We start from the raw sequence: 18,632 nt of genomic DNA, 5'->3' as shown, positions 1-18,632 counted from the left end.
AAATCCTGAGAGCGAGGGGGACACTCCGGGGTAACGTCCACGGCATCGATGACGACCGTCATCACCCGCAGAGCAATTGGAGGATCGCATGGCACTCGGAGACAAGATCCAGAACGCAGCCCAGGACGTCGCCGGCAAGGCCAAAGAGGCCGTCGGCAAGGCCACGGACAACCCCGACCTCGAGGCCGAGGGACACTCCGACCAGGCCAAGTCATCCGTCAAGCAGGCCGGCGAAGACGTCAAGGACGCATTCAAGTCCTGATTCGTCCGCACTGCACTACCGCGAAGCCCGTCCCGTCCTGGGGCGGGCTTCGCCGTGTCAGCGCCCGATGAAGGTCGCGTCGCCGCGAGCCTGGAACGACTTCATGCCGATGGCGGCGTCCTCCGTGGCGAGCAGGCGAACGAGCTCCGACTGCAGGATCGCGTGCGCCGCCGCCTCGCCCGACGACTCGGCGAGATGCGCGTTCGCGAGCACGGCCTGGACGGCCAGCGGCGCGGCCATCCTGGCGATCCGATGGGCGATGTCGTAGGCGCGGTTGTAGATCTGATCGTTCAGCACGACCTCCTGCACGAGGCCGATCCGCAGTGCCTCGCGCGCGTCGAAGAGGTCTCCGGTGAGCATCCACCGCATGGCGTTGCCCCAGCCGACTCGGGCCGGGAAGCGCGTGGTGGCTCCGCCGAAGGGCAGGATCCCGCGCCGCACCTCCATCTGGCCGAACCTCGCGTTCTTGCCGGCGACCACGATGTCGCTGACCAGCGCGAGCTCGACACCGAGGGTGAGGCAGGTGCCCTGCACCGCGAGGACGACGGGCTTCGTGAGCTGCACCCCGTCGACCTGCCACGGGTTGATGCCGCCCTCGGGCACCGCGTCGAGGCCCTCGGGGGTGATCGCTGCCGCGACATTGCCGAGGTCGAGGCCGGCGGTGAAGTGCTCGCCCCGCGCAGACACGAGTCCGCACCACAGGTCGGGGTCGGACTCGAGGCGACCGTAGGCGAGCGCGAGCTCGTGCAGCATCCGGAGGTCGGCCGCGTTGCGTTTCTCCTCGCGGTCGAGTCCGATCAGCAGGACGTGGCCGTCGACCTCGACGGTCACGCGGGGACGGTCGTCGTCGAGCGCGGCGAGCTGGGACTTGGTGCGGGGCGCGTGGGCGCCGGGAGGCGGGGCGGGGCTCATGGGTCGATGCTACGGCCGCTCGGCGCGCAGGACTCGGGCCGAACCAGCCCGAGCAGGGATCCGCGGGGCGAAGACGGGCGAGATCGCCACGCGAGCCAGGACGAGATGCGCCTAGCGGGCCAGGGCGCCGATGACCCGCAGGATGGTCCCGAGGTCGTCCGCCGCAGACTCGGCCGTGGCCGGCGCGAACGAGCAGATGCCGGCCCCCACGAGCTCGAAGCGCTCGCGCAGGGCTCCGATGGTCGCGACGAGAGTCGCCGGCTCCAGCCCGAACGGCTGCGGGTCGAGCAAGCCGCCGAAGGAGCTGGGATCGAGCACGTCGAGATCGATATGGATGTAGACCGACGTGGCGCCGCTCGCGGCGACGGCGTCGACGACGTCGGCCGGGTCGAGCTCGAAGGCGCTGACGCTGCGGATTCCCTGCTCGTCGGCCCAGGTGTCCTCGGCATCGTCGTAGCTGCGGGTGCCGGCGAGCACGACGCGTCCTGGTGCGAGGGGAACCGCCGCCGGCTCGAAGCCGCCCGAGCTGAGCTCGGCGTCGGCGCGCCCGAGCAGCGCGCCGACCACCATGCCGCTGAACGCCCCGCTCTCGCTCGAGTCGGGGGAGTGCAGGTCGGGGTGCGCGTCGAACCACACGACGCAGGTGTCGTCGCGGAGCGCGTGGCGTACCGCCGCGAACTCGACACCGCAGTCGCCGCCGACCACCAAAGCGGTCTCGGGCGATCGCTGAAGCTCGTCGGTGAGAGCATGTGCCACGGACGCCACCGCCGAGAGGCGATGGATCGTGGTGCCGAGGGCGTCCCCGGCGCCGACGGGCACCTCGACCATCGCACTGGCCTTCGACGGAAGGTCGCCGAAGATGGCGCCCGCGCCGTCGGACAGCCTCATGGCACGCGGCGAGGGCGACCCCTGCCACTGCGGAACTGCGACGAACCTCACGATCGACAGTCTGGCACGCCCGAGCGCCGCGGTGGCAGAGGCTCTACGAGCCGAGCGGCTTCGAGTCCCAGTGCTCGACGGGTGCGGCGCCGCCGCCCAGCTTGAGCTGAGCCAGCCGCGCCTCGACCTCGGTCTGCGCGTCGAGGTTCTCGAGGCTCTCGAACTGCGCGTCGAGGCTCGACGACTGGAGCTCCTGCTGGCCCATGACCTTCGCCTCCTCGCGTCGGATCTTGTCCTCGAAGCGGCCGAGGTCGCTCGTGGGGTCCATCACGTTAATGCTGCCGATGGCGTCGTTCACCTTCGACTGGGCGTCGGCCATCTTGGAGCGGGCGACGAGCTCGTTGCGCTTGCTGCTGAGCTCGGTGAGCTTCTGCTCCATGTTCGTCAGGCCGGACTTGAGCTTGTCGACGACCTGATTCTGCTGGGCGATGGTCGGCTCGGCGTCCTTCGCCTCCTTCTCGGACGACATCTGGCGGCCGATCGCGACCTTGGCGAGCGCGTCGAACTTGTCGGCCTCCGCAGCCTGGCCGCCGGTGCGGAGCTCGTCGGCCTTCTTGCTGGCGGCCAGGGCCTTGGTGCCCCAGTCGGCCGCGGCGTCGACATCCTCCTTGTGGTCCTGCTCGAGCAGGCGGAGGTTGCCGATCGTCTCGGCGACGGCGCTCTTGGCATCGGCGATGTTGTTCGTGTAGTCGCGGACCAGCTGGTCGAGCATGAGCTGGGGGTCCTCCGCCTGATCGATCAGGTTGTTGATGTTGGCCTTCGTGAGCTGCGCGATGCGCCCGAAGATCGACTGCTTTGCCATCGGTGTTCCCTTTCGTCTGTGTCCGGTTATCTGTAGATGAATCTCAGGTCAGAAGCGTCCACCGCTGGAACTGCGGCCGCCGCCGCCGCCCCCTCCGCCGAAGCCGCCGCCCCCGCCGAAGCCGCCCCCTCCGCCGAAGCCGCCGCCCCCGCCGCCTCCGTTGAGGAGCCCGCCGATGATGACGCCCGTCAGGATGCCGCCCAGGTTCGCTCCGCCTGTTCCGCGGCCCGCGCCGCCGCCGAGGAGCCCGCCGCCTCCGCCGAACATGCCCTGCTGCTGATAGCTGCCCACCTCGGAGTCGGCGTCGCGCAGGGCGGCATCGGCCATGGCCGCGGCCTGCTGGGCCTCGGCGACCGCCGTCTGCGGATCGGTCGTCGCGAGGCTGACGGCCGCGCCGAGGTGGCGCTCGGCCTCCGACAGGCGGGTCCGGGGCCCTGCGCTGATCGCGCCGCGGCGCGTCTCGATGAAGTCGCGCGCCTGGCTGATCTGCCCGCGCGCCGCGAGGAGGGCCTGGTCGAGTGCCTGCTGCGCGCGCCTCTGCGAGATCTGGGCGTCGCGGACCTTCGTCATCGCGGCGTCGATCTTCGTGTTGGCGGTGGTCAGGCGATCGAGCACGGTCAGCGGATCGTCGGGCGTCGCCTCGGCGAATGCGAGAGCCGCGCGGACGACCGAGACGGCTCCCGGCAGGTCGGTCCCGGCGGTGGCTGACTGCGGAGCCGATCCGGCGGTCTGGAGGTCGGACTGCAGGTCGGCGACCGCCGCGCTGATCGTGCTCTGTGCCGTGCGCAGCGACTCGCCGGCCGTGTCGACGGCGCCGAGAAGCTGCTCGACCTGAGCCAGGGCCTGACGGCCCTGAGCGACAGAGCCGACGGCCTCGCCCCGCTTGTCCGCGCTGATCTGGCCGTCCGCCTGCGCCGCGGCCTGGTCGGCGAACTCGAGCAGACGGTCGGCCTGGTCGGGATTGCCGGCGATGCTGCTGACCGCCTTCGCGGAGTACGTGGTGGTCAGGGACGCGACGGAGGTGTCGGCGTCCGCGGCGCGCTGCCGGAGGGCGGCGGTGTCGGTGCGGAGCGCGGCCGCATCCTTCTCGACCGTTGCCTCGGACGCCCGGAGCTTGTCGTAGGCCTCGGACTGGGCGGCGATGTCGGCGTGCGCCCCCTCGCAGAGCGCGATGATGCGCTCGGTCCACTCCCGCTTCTGCTGCGGCGTGTCGGGGACGGAGTCGTCGAGCTTCTGGCGCAGCTCGAACGCCTCCCTCGCCTTCGCCTTGGCCGCCTCGACGGCCGCGGCGAACGGAGCCGCGGCGGCGTCTCCGAACTGGGCGGAGGCGAAGCCGACCTCCTGGGAGGCCTGGGTGATCTGGTCGTCGATGCCGACGAGCAGCTCGCCGGCCCTGCGGTCGAGGCCCTGCTGCGACTCCGCTGCCGAGGCGGCCGCGACCCTCCGGGAGCGGCTCCGCCTGACGACGACCAGCACGACGATCAACGCGACCACGATGACGACGACCAGGAGGACGATCGGGACCCAGCTGAGGTCGGCCGGACCCTTCGCGTCGTCGATTCCGCTGGTGAAGGCCGTGGCGGCGGCCGCCCAGTCTCCGGCCTGGAGCTGGGGAACGAGGTCGTCCTTCTCGATCGAGGCGAGCTGGGAGTCCGACAGGGAGGCGCCGGAGTCCTTCGAGACGTCGTACAGCTTGCTCTGAACCGCGACCGAAAGGAGGATGTCCTCCTGACCGAGCGAGTTGACGCTCGCGGTCTCGGCTCCCCACGCCGCGCGGTCGCTCGGATCCGTGAAGGTCGGCACGAACGCCACGAGCACCGTGATGCCGGTGTCGGTCTGCGTCTTCTTGATCGCCGCGGTCAGCGACGCCTCGTCAGAGGCGCTCAGCGCATTAGCGGAGTCGACGACGTACGCGCCCTGGAAGTCGACCGGAGCGGTGGCGTGCGCCGCCGACGCGGGCAGCACGATCGCGGCGAGGGCCGCGCCGACCAGTGCGGCGAGGACCGCCAGCCGGGTCGTGACGCGAGGCGCCCGGTCGTCTCGAAGCGCCTTGCCGATCACGTGTCTCCCCAGATTCGAACAGCTCGGCGGGCCGACGTCGCCGCCGGATCCCGCCCTTGCCCCGGATTCTAGCCACGCGGGGTGTCGCGGGTGTGGGTTAATTGGCAGGTGCTCCGCATCCCCGCCCCGCTCCTCGCCGTGGCGGCGATCCTCTCGGTCCAGTTCGGCAGTGCCTGGGCCCGCACGCACTTCGATGCCGTGGGCCCGACGGGTGCGGCGACCCTGCGGCTGGTGTTCGCGGCGGTCATCCTGCTGGCCGTCGTCCGGCCGAAGGTGCGCTCGTGGAAGCGGCAGCAGTGGCTTGCGGCCGTCGTGCTCGGCCTCGCTCTCGCCGGCATGAACTCGCTCATCTACCTCGCGCTCGCCCGCATTCCGCTCGGCGTGGCCGTGACGCTCGAGTTCACCGGCCCGCTCGTGCTCGCTCTGGTGCAGACGCGGCGAATCCGCGACGCGCTCTGGGCGGCGCTGGCCTTCGCCGGCGTCGTGCTGCTCGGCGTCGGATCGACCGGGCAGGTCGCTCTCGCGGGAGTCCTGCTCGCATTCGGCGCCGCGGCGTTCTGGGCGACGTACATCATCGCGAACTCGCGGGCCGGCAGGGCCATCGAGGGGATCGACGGCCTGGCGGTGGCGGCGACGGTCGCCGCTGTCGTCGTGGCCCCCTTCGGAGCCGGGCAGGCCGCCGACGCCATCGTCGGCGAGCCGTCCCTCGTGCTCGTCTTCGTCGTCGTGGCGGTCCTGACCTCGGCGCTGCCGTACGCCCTCGAGATGGTCGCCCTCCGGCGGCTCAGCACCCGCGTCTTCGGCGTGCTCTCGAGTCTGGGCCCGGGCGTCGCCGCCCTCGCCGGCTTCCTCGTCGTCGGCCAGGCCCTCGATGTCCGGGAGATCGTCGCGCTCGCTCTCGTGACAGCGGCGAGCGTCGGCGTGACACTCGGAAGCGGTCGAGAGCCGCCGGCACCCCACCCCGTTGCCGGATGACCACGTTGTCGTGAGCGCTCACCTGAGCGTCCCCCGGAAATACGGGGCACGACGGGGGTGTTTGCGCGCGGACCCAGTGCTTTGTACCCCGGTGTCGGGGTACTCTTCGACATAGACCACCTCGGATTGTCCCGGGGCGACAACGATGTTGACGGAGAAGACAATGGGAGCAGTATTGGAGCGCACGTCCCGAGCGGAGATCGTGCCCCTGGGAGACGGCTACAGCCGGGTCTCGACGCCCACTGCGGGCGTGATCGGATTCATCCGCGAGAACGAGGGCCGATTCGAGGTCCTCCGAGGCCGCGTTCGCAGTGCGACACGCGCCGAGGGTGCCTACGGCTCGCTCGACGTCGCCGTGATCGCGCTGACCTACAGCTGAAAGATCACCACCGGGCTTCGCCCACGGCCTGGCACGCGAGTGTCAGGCCGTTTTGCGTGGGGGCGGGGGAGCGACGTCGGCCGGGAGCTGACTCCGCACGTGGGCGAGCAGGCGGCGGGCGGCCCTGGTCCGGAGCAGCGGCCGCGAGGAGTCGGGGTTCGTCGGTGTCGCGGCGAGTTCCTGCGCCAGAGCCCTGAGGGCGGGCGCGACGTCGTCGAGGGTCGACGAGCCCAGAAGGCGCAGGATCAGCTCCACTCCGTCGAACCGCCCCCACACGTAGTCGTTCTCGCGTCGCGCCCGCGACAGGAAGCCGCCGAAGTTCCGCACCGCCGTGCCCTGCAGCTTCGCGCGTCCCGGCATCGGCGCCAGGAGGGCGGCGTCGACCGGGCTGAATCGGCTGAGCCCGATCGGCGTCAGCTGCGGCAGCTTGGCGAGGGCGATGGTCGGGAAGACGGCGGCGTCCCACACCGGAAACCAGAGGAAGTCGCGGATGATGCCCTCGAAGAGCGCGTTCGGCTCGCGGTGCTCGAAGAACTCTGTCAGGTGCGCGAGGCCGTCCCAGTGCTCCCAGAGCGCGTCGGAGTAGTCGGCGATCAGGGTCGTCAGGTCGGCGTCGTGCGCGCTGGCGAACGCCCGCGGCATCGCGACGTCGTCGGGCGTGAGCGACGGTGTCGCGAGGAACGCCGCCGACGACGCGACGAGTCGCTCCGCCACGTCGGCGCGAGCGCGGACCAGGTCGACCTGCGCCGCCCACAGCGCGCCCTTCAGGTCGTCGAGGTGCCTGCGGTCGTCGCTGGCGGTCGCGGTCGCGGTCGCGGTCGCGTACAGATCGTTGACCCGGGAGATCAGGAACCGCAGGCGGCGCTCCTGGAACGGCAGGTCGGCCCGGCGCAGGAACGGCGTCGGGTCGTCGCCCTCGGATGAGAACGCGCCAGACGACCACGTGCTGAGCAGGTGCTCGACGCAGACCAGGTGCTGCGTGCCGGCCGGGTAGCCGAGTGCCGTCGCGAGATCCGAGCTCATCATCGCGCCGATGGCGTCGACCTTGAGGCGCTGGTAGGTGTCGCGGTTCCAGCCGTCGGCCGAGGCGCTGTCGTACACGTGCGGCGCCCACGCGGTCGCGGCGCGCCAGTAGTCGGGGCCGCTCGGAGCGGCGAACGCCGCCAGGGACGCATCGGCCGTGTCGTGGAGCTGCGCGGTCAGGGCGCCCACCCGGTCGATCTCGGCGTTCATGGCCTGGACGTCGGCGAGGTCGCCGAGGGTCGACCGCGACTTCATCAGGCCGAGCGCCGTCTGCAGCGCCGAGACGAACCCGTATGTCGGCAATGGTGCCGACGGCTCCTCCCAGGTCGCCGGATCCGGGTCGATGTGCACGATCCGGCGGTCGACCCGGGTCTGCGCGCTCTTCGACGCGATGGCGCCGATCATGACGTCGAACGGCCGGTTGTCGAGCACGCCGCCGTCGACGAACAGGCGCGTGCCGCCGTCGGCGCCGATGAGCCCGTACTGGGCGAGGTGCTCCCTCTCGAAGTCGGCCCTCACGAGCGGCACCGCCGCCGGAACCCGCCGCACCGCCTCCTCGAAATGGGCGACGCTCACCGGGGCGAAGGCGCCCGGGAAGCACGACGTCGCACGGGCGGCGAACGCGAGCCCGCCGTTCGCGCGGGGTCCGAAGCCGGAGTCGCGCGGCGTCGGCGCGAAGTGGAACACCGTGCGGTTCTGCCGGTCGACGTCGCCCTCGCCGCCGTCGTGCGACGGCACCCGTCTGAAGTAGCCGTGGAGGTCCGTCGCGGTGACGAACAGGTCGAGCTCCTGCCCGGTGCGCAGAAGGGACGCAGGATCCGCGGCGCCGGGCGTCGCCAGCCCTGTCGTCGCGTCCATCGCCTCCAGGGCCTCCAGCACCCAGCGCCCCATGGCATCGCCGTTGAACGGCGACCACGCCGGCTTCGGCGCGCGTGGCGCATCGGCGCGTCCCCGCCGCCGCGCGGGGCCCGAGGGCAGCAGCAGCCTCAGGATGCTCGCCTTGTCGAGCCACAGCGACGTGAGCGCGTCGGTGGCGTGATTGCCGCTGAGCGCCTTGGCGAGGAACACCCCGTTGATCCCGCCCGCCGACGACCCGGCTACGACGTCGACCACGACGGTGCGCAGGGCGCCGGCGTCGCGGGGATGCCGCAGGGCGTCGAGGTAGGCGGCCTGCACCGGGGTCAGGCTCGCGACCAGCTCGGCGTGCGGGCCACCGGGGTCGTCGCTCGTCCGGATGAGATCGAAGACCCGCGACGCGATGACGACGTTGTCGAGCTCGCGGGCGATGCCGTGCTCGTAGATGGCGAGGGAGACGCCGCCGTCGCAGACCAGGGCGAGGCGGAGCTCGTCGACGGGAGCGGGAGTTCCTGCGCCCCGAGTCGGCTGGCCCTCGGGTTCGGGCTCCTGCTCCGACGTCGGTGTCATCAGGACCATGTCGGTGTCGCGATCGGTGAGAGGGAGGAACTGAGGGGTGGCGCGCTATCGAAGACGGGTGAATGAAAGCACCGTCGATCGTCGCCCGTCAAGGGTCTCTCGTGGTCGGCCGGGGTCAGTCGGCTCTGCGGCGGAGGCGGATGAGCAGGGCGCGCAGGGCGCCGAGCACGACGAAGAAGGCGACGGAGGAGAGCGCGTCGCCGATGCTGCGCTCGTGCCACACGCGCAGGACGAAGTAGTCGACGCCGAGGAACATGCCCGTCGCCAGGGCCGTCATGACGACGCCGTCGCCCGGCATGGTCGCGTTCTCGTCGTCCAGGTGCACGAAGAGGAAGTCGAAGAGCGCCACGCAGAGCCCCGCGCCGATCAGGCCCGCGTGAGCGGGAACGTCGCCGTCGTTCGCGAGGCCGATGCTCCCGGCCGCGATCAGCACGGCGCTCCAGACTCCGAGCAGGAGAGCGATGAGGCTCGAGAACGGAAAGCTCGACCGTCTCTCGCCGCTGTCGACGTCCGTCACGCTGTCCCCCTTGCGTCGCGCCTCGTGCGCGTCAGCCGATGGTATCCGCTGTCGGGCCATGGCAGGACTGCGGGGAGCTCTCGCGGTAGGCGGGAGAGGATGAACGGCGGGCGACGGGTGACACGCGAACGGGCCGACGGCAATAGAGTTGGATGCGGTCCGCCAGGCAACGCTGCGTGAGTCGCGGGCCTCGCACTGTTCAGGCGTTCTGGAGGACCCCTTGACCGATTCCGCTCCCGTAGACCCCACTTCGACGACTGGCTGGCAGACCCTCGCCGGCATCGCCGACGGCTTCACGCCCGACCTTCGCGGTTGGTTCGACGCCGAACCCGGCCGTGCCGACAAGTACACGTTCCAGGCCGCCGACCTCACCGTCGACCTGTCGAAGAACCTGCTGACCGACGAGATCGTCGCCGCCCTCCTCGAGGTCGCGAAGAGCGCCGACGTCGCCGGCCGCTACCAGGCCATGATCTCGGGTGAGCACATCAACGTCACCGAAGACCGCGCCGTGCTCCACACCGCGCTCCGCCGCCCGAAGAACGGCGAGGGCCTCGTGCCCCCGGCCGGCTTCACCGTCGACGGCCAGGACGTCGACGCCGACGTCCACGCCACCCTCGACAAGGTCTACGCATTCGCGGAGAAGGTCCGCTCGGGCGAGTGGACCGGCGTCACCGGCAAGCGCATCGAGACCGTGGTCAACATCGGCATCGGCGGCTCGGACCTCGGCCCCGTCATGGTCTACGAGGCTCTCAAGCCCTACGTGCAGGAGGGCATCGAGGCGCGCTTCGTCTCGAACATCGACCCCAACGACGTCTACGAGAAGACCGCCGGCCTCGACCCCGAGACCACGCTCTTCATCGTCGCCTCGAAGACCTTCGGCACGCTCGAGACCCTGACCAACGCCCGCCTCGCCCGCGAGTGGCTCTGGGACTCGCTGACCGCCGCCGGAGCCATCGACGCCTCCGACGAGGCCCGCACCGGCGCCGTGGCCAAGCACTTCGTCGCCGTGTCGACCGCCCTCGACAAGGTCGCCGCCTTCGGCATCGACCCCGAGAACGCCTTCGGCTTCTGGGACTGGGTGGGCGGCCGCTACTCCGTCGACTCCGCCATCGGCACCTCGGTCGTCATCGCGATCGGCCCCGACAACTGGCGCGAGTTCCTTGCCGGCTTCCACGCCGTCGACGAGCACATGCGCACCACCCCGCTCGAGCAGAACGTGCCCGTGCTGATGGGCCTGCTGAACGTCTGGTACTCGAACTTCCTCGGCGCGCAGAGCCACGCCGTGCTGCCCTACGCGCAGTACCTCCACCGCTTCGCCGCCTACCTCCAGCAGCTCACCATGGAGTCGAACGGCAAGAGCGTCCGCTGGGACGGCACGCCCGTCACCGTCGACACCGGCGAGGTCTTCTGGGGCGAGCCCGGCACCAACGGCCAGCACGCGTTCTACCAGCTGATCCACCAGGGCACGCGCATCATCCCCGCCGACTTCATCGCCGTCGCCAACCCGGGCCACCCGCTGAAGGACGCCACCGGAGACGGAGCCGGCGTCGCCCCCGGCACCGACGTGCACACCCTCTTCATGGCGAACTACTTCGCCCAGACCAAGGCGCTCGCGTTCGGCAAGACCGCCGACGAGGTCCGCGCCGAGGGCACGAAGGAGTCGGTCGTCCCGGCCCGCGTCTTCAGCGGCAACCGCCCGACCACGTCGATCCTCGCCCCGGCCCTCACGCCGAGCGTCGTCGGCCAGCTGATCGCCCTGTACGAGCACATCGTGTTCGTCGAGGGCACCATCTGGGGCATCGACTCGTTCGACCAGTGGGGCGTGGAGCTCGGCAAGCAGCTCGCCCTCCAGGTGACGCCAGCCGTCGGCGGCGACGCCGAGGCGCTCGACGCGCAGGACGCGTCGACCAAGTCGCTCATCCAGAAGTACCTCGAGCTGCGCGACTAGCAGCGTCGTCGAATAGCACCGTCGTGTCGAACCCTCCCTTCCGGCCCGAACCCTCGTCCTCGGACGACGGTTCGGGCCGGACGGGAGGGTTTCGCCGTGGCGGGACGGCTCCCGCGGCGGGGGTGTGGCCGCCGACGGGTGCGGAGTTCCTGCGCTCGGAGATCTCGGCCGTGATCGGATCGGGCGATGCCGCGTTCGAGCAAGCGGCCGACGAGGTGCTGCGCTGGGTGGTGAAGACCCGGAGCGGCTTTCGGGTCGACGACGACTCCGCCGTGGTGCCGGGTCGACGGATGACGGTGACGGCGCGCGTGCTGGGCGTGACCGTGGTCGAGCCGGTGGAGGTGGTCGATGTCGTGCAGACCGGCGACCGGGTCGGCTTCAGCTACCGGACGCTCCCCGGGCACCCGGTCGACGGCGAGGAGGCGTTCGTCGTGCACCGGACCGGCGCCGTCGTGCGGCTGACGATCCGGTCGCTGACGCGGCCCTCGGGGACGCAGCCGTGGCGGGCGCTGTTCCCCGTGCTGCGGGTGGCGCAGGTGGTGGCTCGGCGGCGGTACCTGCGCGCTCTGTCGACGCCCTAGCGGGAGGGACTAGTCGGCGGGGCGGTCGGTGTAGGCCGGGTTCGCAGCGCTCGCCTGGACGGTGACGTCGGCTGCGGTGCGGGCCGCGCGCCAGCGGTCGAACCGGCGGCGGGCGAAGCGGAAGAGGACGGCGACGACGATCGCGGATGCCAGCGCGATGGCCGTCGACCACAGGAAGCCGAGCGAATCGGCGAGCGACTGGTACACGACGACGAACGTGGCACCGGGCACGGCCTGCTGGACGAACTCCCGAAGCGTCCGGCCCTTCTCGACGGGGACGTCCTCGACGCGCACCGGGCGCATGGGCTTCACGCCGTCGATGGTCTCCATGCCGAGAGTGTGACACGAGGCGAGCGGGGTGTCCATGGCGGCCCCGCCGGACTGCTAACGTGGATACCGCTCCTGGCCCCCATAGCTCAGGGGATAGAGCACTGCCCTCCGGAGGCAGGGGCGTAGGTTCGAATCCTACTGGGGGCACCGACTAGGGCTCTGCGTGTTCGTCGGCTTCGCGGACTCCCCCCGGCCCACCTGGTGCGTGTCTGTGCCCGCGAGTCGTTCCGCCTCGCGCGGGGCGCACGGCGACGGGCGCGATGCGGGGGACCGGTGCAAGGTGGGGGAGTGACCTCCGAGATCCGACAGCTGCTGCGCAGCGCCAAAGTCTTCCACCCCGACCTCCCCGACTTCGACACCGACGCCGCTCCCGACGAGCCGATGACCCTCTTCGTCGAGTGGCTGACCGCCGCGATCGACGGCGGAGTGGGCCAGCCCCACGCCATGACCCTGTCGACATCCGACCGAGCCGGCGCGGTGACCGCCCGCACGCTCCTCCTCAAAGACGTCGACGACGCCTTCTGGTTCGCGACCTCCTCGCTCAGTCCCAAGGGCCGGCAGCTCCGCGAGAACCCGCGGGTCGCGCTGACCCTCTTCTGGCGCGAGCAGGGGCGCCAGATCCGCATCTGCGGCGAGGCGAGCCCCGGGCCCCGCGACGTCTCGACCGCCGACTTCACGGCGCGGCACCCTGACTCGCGGGCCGTGGCGATCGCGATGCCGCAGAGCAGCCCCGTCGACGACCCGGCCGCGGCCGACGCCGCACTCGACGCGGCGAAGACGCGGATCGCCGACGACGACCAGTTCGCGCCGGATGACTGGACCGCCTTCCGGGTCGCCCCGATGCAGGTCGAGTTCTGGCAAGCCACCACCGGGCGCGACCAGGTGCGGCTGCGGTACGACCGGACCGACCCGCGTTCCTGGGCGAAATCGGTCCTCTGGCCGTAACGAGGCCCGGGCGGGCGTAACAGGGCGACACCTTCGCGACAGGGGCGCGCGCGGCGAGGCACAGTGGGGGCATGTCCCGCACCCGCCGCAGCCTCGCCGTGATCGAGGTGACCCGTTTCCGCCCGCACGCCGCTGAGTACCACGCCTACGTCGACACGTTGAACGGCCGCGTGCAGGGCATGGCCGAGGCCACCGGCTGGGAGGCGAGCCGCTACGGCGCCGCCGATCTGGGCGAGGCCGCGCTGCTTCAACTGACGGACGCCGCCGACGCCGTCGTCCTGATGGGCGGCGAAGACCTGGCGCCCGAGTGGTACGGCGGCGAGTCCGGCTACACCCGAGAGGGCCGGCACTACGAGGAGGCCGACGCGGCGCAGATCGCCGTGCTCCACCGTGCGCTCGACCGGGGAACCCCGCTGCTCGGCGTCTGCCGCGGCCACCAGCTGATCAACGTCGCGCTCGGCGGAGGGCTGATCCAGCACCTCGAGGGCGACACGGTGCACCTCAACGCCGGAGCATCGATCGATGCCCTCATGCAGCGGCACGCCGTCGACCTCAGCGAGGGCAGCCGTCTGGCCGCGATCCTGGGCGGCCACGCGTCCGTGCAGAGCGCCCACCACCAGGCGATCGGCCAGGTCGCGAGCGGCCTGCGGGTCGTGGCGCGGGCCCAAGACGGCGTCATCGAGGCCGTGGAGCACAACGTCGCCCCGATCACCGGAGTGCAGTGGCACCCCGAAGACCGGAAGGCCGAGCCGGCGCAGCTGCTGTCGCTGCTCGACGGGCTGGCCGGGCAGGTCGCCCTCGCCGCCTGAGCCCGCGGGAGTCCGTGGCGAGGGGCGCAGGAACTCGAGGCGGTCGCCTCAGCAGGCAGCCTCGCCTCAGCCGCCGGCCTGGAGCGCTGTGATGGCGGCATCGACGAGGGGCTCGGCGCCCCCTGGCTCGCCGAACACGGGGTCGTCCGACACGGCGACGACCCAGTACGACCCGGTGAACGCCTCGGCGGTGCCCGTCGTGCCGACGAGGTCGAAGTAGCCCTCGCCGTCGTAGGTGGGCACCGCGTTGCTGGTGCGGATGAGGCTGTTCTTGAGACGCGTGAGGCTGTCGTCGTCGAACCGGCCCACGGCGAGCGTCATGACGGCGGTGTCGCTCTTCCACTGGCAGACGGTGCCCTCGTAGGCGCCGATGACGGCAGCGTCGGTCTTCGCCGGAACGTCCGGCTCGGTCACGGGCGCCATGCCGGCGTAGGCGGCGGTGACCGCGGCGTCGGGCGCGAGCGTGTCGCAGGCCACCGACAGGGGCGTCGCCGTGAGGGCTCCTGCGCCGCCGGTCGGGCTCGGCGAGGGCGTGGCCGGGTCGGAGGACCGGGACGTCGCGCCGCCCTGGCCGACCCCCGCGGCGGATGACGCCGTCGGGCCCGCACCGGTGCCGCCCGAGGTGCAGGCGGCGAGCACCACGCTCGCGGCCGCCGCGGTGAGAGCGAGCGAGAGGGCACGGACGGTTCGGGTTCGACAAGCCGTGGGCATGCCTCAATCTTGGCGGATCGACCCTGTGGAGAACGAGATCGCCGCACCATCGTGACCGGTAGGATTGACGACCGTGACTCCAGCCGAACTCTCCGCCACCCTGCTCGCCGTCGTCCAGGGAATCGCCGAGCGCCGACGCGAGTCCGACCCGTCGCTGGAGGCCCTCCAGGCGACCGTGGCCGACACCGTTCTCGAGCGGCCGAAGAATCGCGATCACGGCGACTGGGCGTCCAACGTCGCCATGAGGTTCGCGAAGCGCCTCGGCACGAACCCGCGCGAGCTGGCCACGGCCATCGCCGGCGAGCTCGCCGAGACCGACGGTGTCGCGGGCGTCGACGTGGCAGGCCCCGGCTTCATCAACATCACTCTCGAGGCGGCCGCCGCTGGCGCTCTCGCGAAGACCATCGTCGAGCAGGGCGAGGCCTTCGGCCGCGGCACCTACTACGACGGCGTGACGATCAACCTCGAGTTCGTCTCGGCCAACCCGACGGGGCCGATCCACATCGGCGGCGTCCGCTGGGCGGCGGTGGGCGACAGCCTCGCCCGCATTTTCCAGGCGGTCGGCGGCATCGTCACTCGCGAGTACTACTTCAACGACCACGGGGCTCAGATCGACCGCTTCGCGCGCAGCCTACTCGCGAGCGCGCTGAGCGAGCCCACGCCCGACGACGGGTACGGCGGGGTCTACATCAGCGAGATCGCCGCCCGCGTCATCGAGACGTACGACGGCGACGTGACTCAGATCCCGCGCGACGAGGCCCAGGAGCTCTTCCGCGCCGTGGGCGTCGAGTTCATGTTCGGCGACATCAAAGAATCTCTGCACGACTTCGGCGTCGACTTCGACGTGTACTTCCACGAGAACTCGCTGCACGAGTCGCACGCCGTCGAGCGCGCCATCGAGCGCCTGCGCGAGCTCGGCCACGTCTACGAGGCCGACGGGGCGACCTGGCTGCGCACGACCGACTTCGGCGACGATCGCGACCGCGTCATCATCAAGAGCGACGGGGAGGCCGCGTACATCGCGGGCGACCTCGCCTACTACCTCGACAAGCGCGAGCGCGGCTTCGAGCGCAACATCATCATGCTCGGCGCCGACCACCACGGCTACATCGGCCGCATGATGGCCATGTGCGCCGCCTTCGGCGACACTCCCGGCGTCAACCTCGAGATCCTGATCGGCCAGCTGGTCAACCTCGTCCGCGACGGCGAGCCGATGCGCATGTCGAAGCGCAACGGCACGGTCGTCTCGATGGAAGACCTCGTCGAGGCCGTCGGCGTCGACGCCGGCCGCTATTCGCTCGTGCGGTTCTCGGCCGACTCGATGATCGACATCGACCTCGATCTGCTGACCAAGCGCAGCAACGACAACCCGGTCTTCTACGTGCAGTACGCCCACGCTCGCACGCAGGCCGTCGGCCGCAACGCGGCGGCGTCCGGCGTCGACCGCAGCGTGTTCGACGCCTCGCTGCTCACCGACCCGACGGAGGCGTCGCTGCTCGGTGCGCTCTCCGAGCTCCCTCGCGTGGTGCAGCAGGCCGCCGAGCTCCGCGAGCCGCACCGCATCGCCCGGTACGTCGAAGAGGTGGCCGGCACCTATCACCGCTGGTACGACGCCTGCCGCGTCACGCCGCTCGGCGACGAAGAGGTCACCGACCTCCACCGCACGCGACTGTGGCTCAACGACGCCGCGGGGCAGGTGATTCGCAACGGCCTCGGCCTCCTGGGCGTGTCGGCTCCTGACAGGATGTAGCTCATGAGCTCGCAGACCCCAGCGCCGAACGGCTCGACCTCGTCGCCGAAGAGCTCGACCTCGGCGAGAGGGCGGCGACGTGGGCATCCTTTTGTCATCCTCGTCATCGTCGTCGTCCTTCTCGCCGCTCTCGTCGTGGCCGCGGACTTCGTCGTGCGCTCGTACGCCGAGGGCCAGGTATCGAAGCAGATCCAGTCGTCGCTCCCCGCCGGCTCGACGGGCTCGGTCGACGCCACGATCGGGGGATTCTCCGCGATCGCGCAGCTCGCGAAGGGTCGGTTCGACGAGCTCGACCTCCGGTCGCACGACCTCATCGTGGGCGGCACCCCGCTCTCGGCGACCGCTCGCATCGACGACGTCCCTCTGAGCGAGGGCGGCACGACCGGAGACGTCGACGCGACGATCACCATCGACCAGTCGGCCATCAACGACCTCGACGCCGTGAAGCGCCTCGGCACCCTGCGCCTCGGCGACGACCGGGTGTCGCTCGACAAGACGCTGACCGTGCTCGGCCTGAAGGTGTCCGGCACGATCACCGGCTCGGTGGCGCCCTCCGGCTCCGGCACGAGGGTGGCGTTCACGCCGACCGAGACCGACCTGAAGTCCGGGCTGATCCAGCTGTCGCCGTCGGCGATCCTGCAGTACGCCAAGACGCTCGACCTGAGCGTCTGCGCGGCCCAGTACCTGCCGAAGGGGGCGACGGTCTCGAGGATCGTCGTCTCGCCGAGGACGGCGAGGATCTCGGTGCACACCGACTCGCTGGCGCTGACCGACTCCACCTTCGAGACGACCGGGAGCTGCTCGTGACCGCGAACCCCCTCGCCCCCGCCTGGCTCCTCGAGCCCGCCGACCCGAACGACCTCGCCGCCGGCGTCTGGTCGACGTCCGCGGTGCGCGGAGACGACGGCGTGCTGTCGCTCGGGGGAGTGACGGCGACCGAGCTCGCGGAGACCTTCGGCACGCCGCTGTACGTGGTCGACGAGGCCGACTTCCGTGCTCGGGCATCCGAGGCGAAGCGGGTCTTCGACAGCGAGATCGGCCGAATCGGGTCGACGGCGAAGGTCTACTACGCCGCCAAGGCGTTCCTGTCGGGCGCCGTGGTCCGCTGGGTCACCGAGGCCGGCCTCGCCGTCGACGTCTGCACCGGCGGCGAGCTCGCGGTCGCGCTGGCCGCCGGGGCCGATCCCGCCCGCATCGGGTTCCACGGCAACAACAAGTCTCCCGTCGAGATCGACCGCGCCGTCTCCGCCGGCGTCGGCGCCATCGTCATCGACAGTCTGATCGAGATCGAGCGCATCGCGGCCGCGGCCGAGCGCCACGGCGTCGTGCAGCCGGTGCGGCTGCGCGTGAACAGCGGGGTCCACGCGTCCACGCACGAGTACCTCGCGACGGCCCGCGAAGACCAGAAGTTCGGCATCACCCTCGCCGACACCCCGGCCACCGTCGCCGCCATCCGCTCGCACGCGTCATTGCGGTTCCTGGGCCTGCACTCGCACATCGGCTCGCAGATCTTCGGCACCGACGGCTTCGGCGAGGCCGCACGCCGCCTTCTCGAGGTGCACGCCGCGCTCCTCGCCGACGGCGACCTGCCCGAGCTCAACCTCGGCGGCGGATTCGGCGTCAACTACACGCGCGTCGACGACGCGGCTCCGATCGCCGACCTCGCGCGAGGCATCGCCGAGGTCGTCGCGGCCGAGTGCGCTCGGCTCGGAATCCCCGTCCCGGTGATCGCCGTCGAGCCCGGGCGCGTGATCGCCGGACCAGCGGGCACGACGCTGTACACCGTGGGCACCATCAAGGACGTCGAGGTCTCAGGCACGGAGGTCGACGACGGCACCGCCGTCCGCCGCTACGTCAGCGTCGACGGAGGCATGAGCGACAACGCCCGCACTGCGCTCTACCGCGCCGACTACTCGGTGCGCATCGCCAGCCGCACCTCGTCGGCCGCGCCCGCGCTCGTCCGCATCGCGGGCAAGCACTGCGAGTCGGGCGACCTGGTGGTGCTCGCCGACTACCTGCCCGGCGACGTCGCCCCCGACGACCTCGTGGCAGTTCCTGTGACCGGAGCCTACTGCTGGAGCCTCGCGAGCAACTACAACCACGTGGGGCGACCCCCGGTCGTCGCCGTCTCGGACGGAAGCGCCCGCATCATCGTCCGCGGGGAGACCGAGGCCGACCTGCTGGCGCGCGACCTCGAGCTCGACGACATCGTCGCGCGACCCGCAGCCTCTTCACGATCCGCACTCTGAACGGA

18 protein-coding genes and 1 tRNA gene are annotated in these 18,632 nt (G+C 71.2%); 11 read left to right on the top strand and 8 right to left on the bottom strand.

The genetic code is table 11. The annotated features are described in order from the left end of the window. Positions 1-88: 88 nt before the first annotated feature. Positions 89-262 carry a CsbD family protein gene (locus AC3CBB_RS06895; RefSeq protein ID WP_123504854.1) on the top strand — a complete coding sequence of 58 codons (174 nt, stop codon included), beginning with the start codon at positions 89-91 and terminating at the stop codon, positions 260-262. A gap of 57 nt (positions 263-319) precedes the next feature. Here the strand turns inward: AC3CBB_RS06895 and AC3CBB_RS06890 are convergent, their stop codons facing one another. The 4 genes from AC3CBB_RS06890 to AC3CBB_RS06875 form a co-directional block, all read right to left on the bottom strand. Then, a complete protein-coding gene (locus AC3CBB_RS06890) occupies positions 320-1,174 on the bottom strand; it encodes a crotonase/enoyl-CoA hydratase family protein (protein ID WP_123504853.1) in 855 nt (284 codons plus the stop codon). Positions 1,175-1,285: 111 nt separating this feature from the next. Next, positions 1,286-2,113 (bottom strand): arginase family protein, encoded by an 828-nt coding sequence (locus AC3CBB_RS06885; protein WP_370454045.1) that lies wholly within the window; start codon positions 2,111-2,113, stop codon positions 1,286-1,288. Positions 2,114-2,156: 43 nt separating this feature from the next. After that, positions 2,157-2,915, bottom strand: coding sequence for a PspA/IM30 family protein (locus AC3CBB_RS06880; protein ID WP_488626453.1), 759 nt, complete (start codon positions 2,913-2,915; stop codon positions 2,157-2,159). Positions 2,916-2,963: 48 nt separating this feature from the next. Continuing rightward, a complete protein-coding gene (locus tag AC3CBB_RS06875; protein WP_488626452.1) occupies positions 2,964-4,976 on the bottom strand; it encodes a TPM domain-containing protein in 2,013 nt (670 codons plus the stop codon). A 108-nt stretch (positions 4,977-5,084) separates the two neighbouring features. On the opposite strand from AC3CBB_RS06875, the gene AC3CBB_RS06870 reads away from it, so the two are divergent. Together AC3CBB_RS06870 and AC3CBB_RS06865 are read left to right on the top strand one after the other, a co-directional pair. Further along, positions 5,085-5,951, top strand: a complete 867-nt coding sequence (locus AC3CBB_RS06870) for an EamA family transporter (protein ID WP_123505177.1) — start codon at positions 5,085-5,087, stop codon at positions 5,949-5,951. A 163-nt stretch (positions 5,952-6,114) separates the two neighbouring features. After that, a complete protein-coding gene (locus AC3CBB_RS06865; RefSeq protein ID WP_148061128.1) occupies positions 6,115-6,330 on the top strand; it encodes a hypothetical protein in 216 nt (71 codons plus the stop codon). A gap of 42 nt (positions 6,331-6,372) precedes the next feature. Here AC3CBB_RS06865 and AC3CBB_RS06860 read toward each other — a convergent pair whose 3' ends face one another. Then, positions 6,373-8,778: a patatin-like protein gene (locus tag AC3CBB_RS06860; protein WP_488626451.1), complete on the bottom strand. Its 2,406-nt coding sequence runs from the start codon at positions 8,776-8,778 to the stop codon at positions 6,373-6,375. Between the two features lie 124 nt (positions 8,779-8,902). Further along, a complete protein-coding gene (locus AC3CBB_RS06855; RefSeq protein WP_488626450.1) occupies positions 8,903-9,304 on the bottom strand; it encodes a hypothetical protein in 402 nt (133 codons plus the stop codon). A gap of 220 nt (positions 9,305-9,524) precedes the next feature. Between AC3CBB_RS06855 and pgi the strand changes: the two genes are divergently transcribed. Both pgi and AC3CBB_RS06845 read left to right on the top strand, forming a co-directional pair. Further along, complete coding sequence (pgi, locus tag AC3CBB_RS06850; protein ID WP_488626449.1) at positions 9,525-11,252, top strand: glucose-6-phosphate isomerase; 1,728 nt, start codon at positions 9,525-9,527, stop codon at positions 11,250-11,252. Positions 11,253-11,275: 23 nt separating this feature from the next. Further along, positions 11,276-11,833 (top strand): DUF1990 family protein, encoded by a 558-nt coding sequence (locus AC3CBB_RS06845; protein ID WP_488626448.1) that lies wholly within the window; start codon positions 11,276-11,278, stop codon positions 11,831-11,833. 9 nt (positions 11,834-11,842) lie between these two features. On the opposite strand, the gene AC3CBB_RS06840 is transcribed toward AC3CBB_RS06845, so the two are convergent. Beyond that, positions 11,843-12,163 carry a hypothetical protein gene (locus AC3CBB_RS06840; RefSeq protein WP_148061127.1) on the bottom strand — a complete coding sequence of 107 codons (321 nt, stop codon included), beginning with the start codon at positions 12,161-12,163 and terminating at the stop codon, positions 11,843-11,845. A gap of 75 nt (positions 12,164-12,238) precedes the next feature. On the opposite strand from AC3CBB_RS06840, the gene AC3CBB_RS06835 reads away from it, so the two are divergent. The 3 genes from AC3CBB_RS06835 to AC3CBB_RS06825 all read left to right on the top strand — a co-directional run bounded on the left by AC3CBB_RS06835 (position 12,239) and on the right by AC3CBB_RS06825 (position 13,917). Then, positions 12,239-12,310, top strand: a tRNA-Arg gene (locus tag AC3CBB_RS06835). Positions 12,311-12,451: 141 nt separating this feature from the next. Next, a complete protein-coding gene (locus tag AC3CBB_RS06830) occupies positions 12,452-13,108 on the top strand; it encodes a pyridoxine/pyridoxamine 5'-phosphate oxidase (RefSeq protein ID WP_488626447.1) in 657 nt (218 codons plus the stop codon). Positions 13,109-13,179: 71 nt separating this feature from the next. After that, positions 13,180-13,917, top strand: a complete 738-nt coding sequence (locus AC3CBB_RS06825) for a gamma-glutamyl-gamma-aminobutyrate hydrolase family protein (RefSeq protein ID WP_488626446.1) — start codon at positions 13,180-13,182, stop codon at positions 13,915-13,917. Positions 13,918-13,983: 66 nt separating this feature from the next. On the opposite strand, the gene AC3CBB_RS06820 is transcribed toward AC3CBB_RS06825, so the two are convergent. Next, the gene (locus tag AC3CBB_RS06820) at positions 13,984-14,628 is read right to left on the bottom strand and encodes a hypothetical protein (protein ID WP_488626445.1); all 645 of its coding nucleotides are present in this window, start codon (positions 14,626-14,628) and stop codon (positions 13,984-13,986) included. 73 nt (positions 14,629-14,701) lie between these two features. Between AC3CBB_RS06820 and argS the strand changes: the two genes are divergently transcribed. The 3 genes from argS to lysA are packed head-to-tail and all read left to right on the top strand — an operon-like array spanning position 14,702 to position 18,627. Next, on the top strand, positions 14,702-16,378 hold the full coding sequence (gene argS, locus AC3CBB_RS06815; protein ID WP_488626444.1) for an arginine--tRNA ligase: 1,677 nt from the start codon (positions 14,702-14,704) through the stop codon (positions 16,376-16,378). 3 nt (positions 16,379-16,381) lie between these two features. After that, on the top strand, positions 16,382-17,185 hold the full coding sequence (locus AC3CBB_RS06810) for an LmeA family phospholipid-binding protein (RefSeq protein WP_488626443.1): 804 nt from the start codon (positions 16,382-16,384) through the stop codon (positions 17,183-17,185). Continuing rightward, positions 17,182-18,627, top strand: a complete 1,446-nt coding sequence (gene lysA, locus AC3CBB_RS06805; RefSeq protein ID WP_488626442.1) for a diaminopimelate decarboxylase — start codon at positions 17,182-17,184, stop codon at positions 18,625-18,627. The genes AC3CBB_RS06810 and lysA overlap by 4 nt, the downstream gene beginning before the upstream one ends. Positions 18,628-18,632: the final 5 nt, after the last annotated feature.

It is taken from the genome of Frondihabitans sp. OV104 (genome assembly GCF_057787745.1).
This window is presented reverse-complemented; position numbering and strand designations above follow the sequence as displayed.

Bases quoted from the DNA above. Each gene is read 5' to 3' on its own strand.
- AC3CBB_RS06895 (WP_123504854.1), top strand. From the start codon at position 89: ATGGCACTCGGAGACAAGATCCAGAACGCAGCCCAGGACGTCGCCGGC.
- AC3CBB_RS06865 (WP_148061128.1), top strand. From the start codon at position 6,115: ATGGGAGCAGTATTGGAGCGCACGTCCCGAGCGGAGATCGTGCCCCTG.
- AC3CBB_RS06810 (WP_488626443.1), top strand. From the start codon at position 16,382: ATGAGCTCGCAGACCCCAGCGCCGAACGGCTCGACCTCGTCGCCGAAG.
- AC3CBB_RS06840 (WP_148061127.1), bottom strand. From the start codon at position 12,163: ATGGAGACCATCGACGGCGTGAAGCCCATGCGCCCGGTGCGCGTCGAG.
- AC3CBB_RS06820 (WP_488626445.1), bottom strand. From the start codon at position 14,628: ATGCCCACGGCTTGTCGAACCCGAACCGTCCGTGCCCTCTCGCTCGCT.
- AC3CBB_RS06890 (WP_123504853.1), bottom strand. From the start codon at position 1,174: ATGAGCCCCGCCCCGCCTCCCGGCGCCCACGCGCCCCGCACCAAGTCC.
- AC3CBB_RS06860 (WP_488626451.1), bottom strand. From the start codon at position 8,778: ATGACACCGACGTCGGAGCAGGAGCCCGAACCCGAGGGCCAGCCGACT.
- AC3CBB_RS06880 (WP_488626453.1), bottom strand. From the start codon at position 2,915: ATGGCAAAGCAGTCGATCTTCGGGCGCATCGCGCAGCTCACGAAGGCC.
- AC3CBB_RS06825 (WP_488626446.1), top strand. From the start codon at position 13,180: ATGTCCCGCACCCGCCGCAGCCTCGCCGTGATCGAGGTGACCCGTTTC.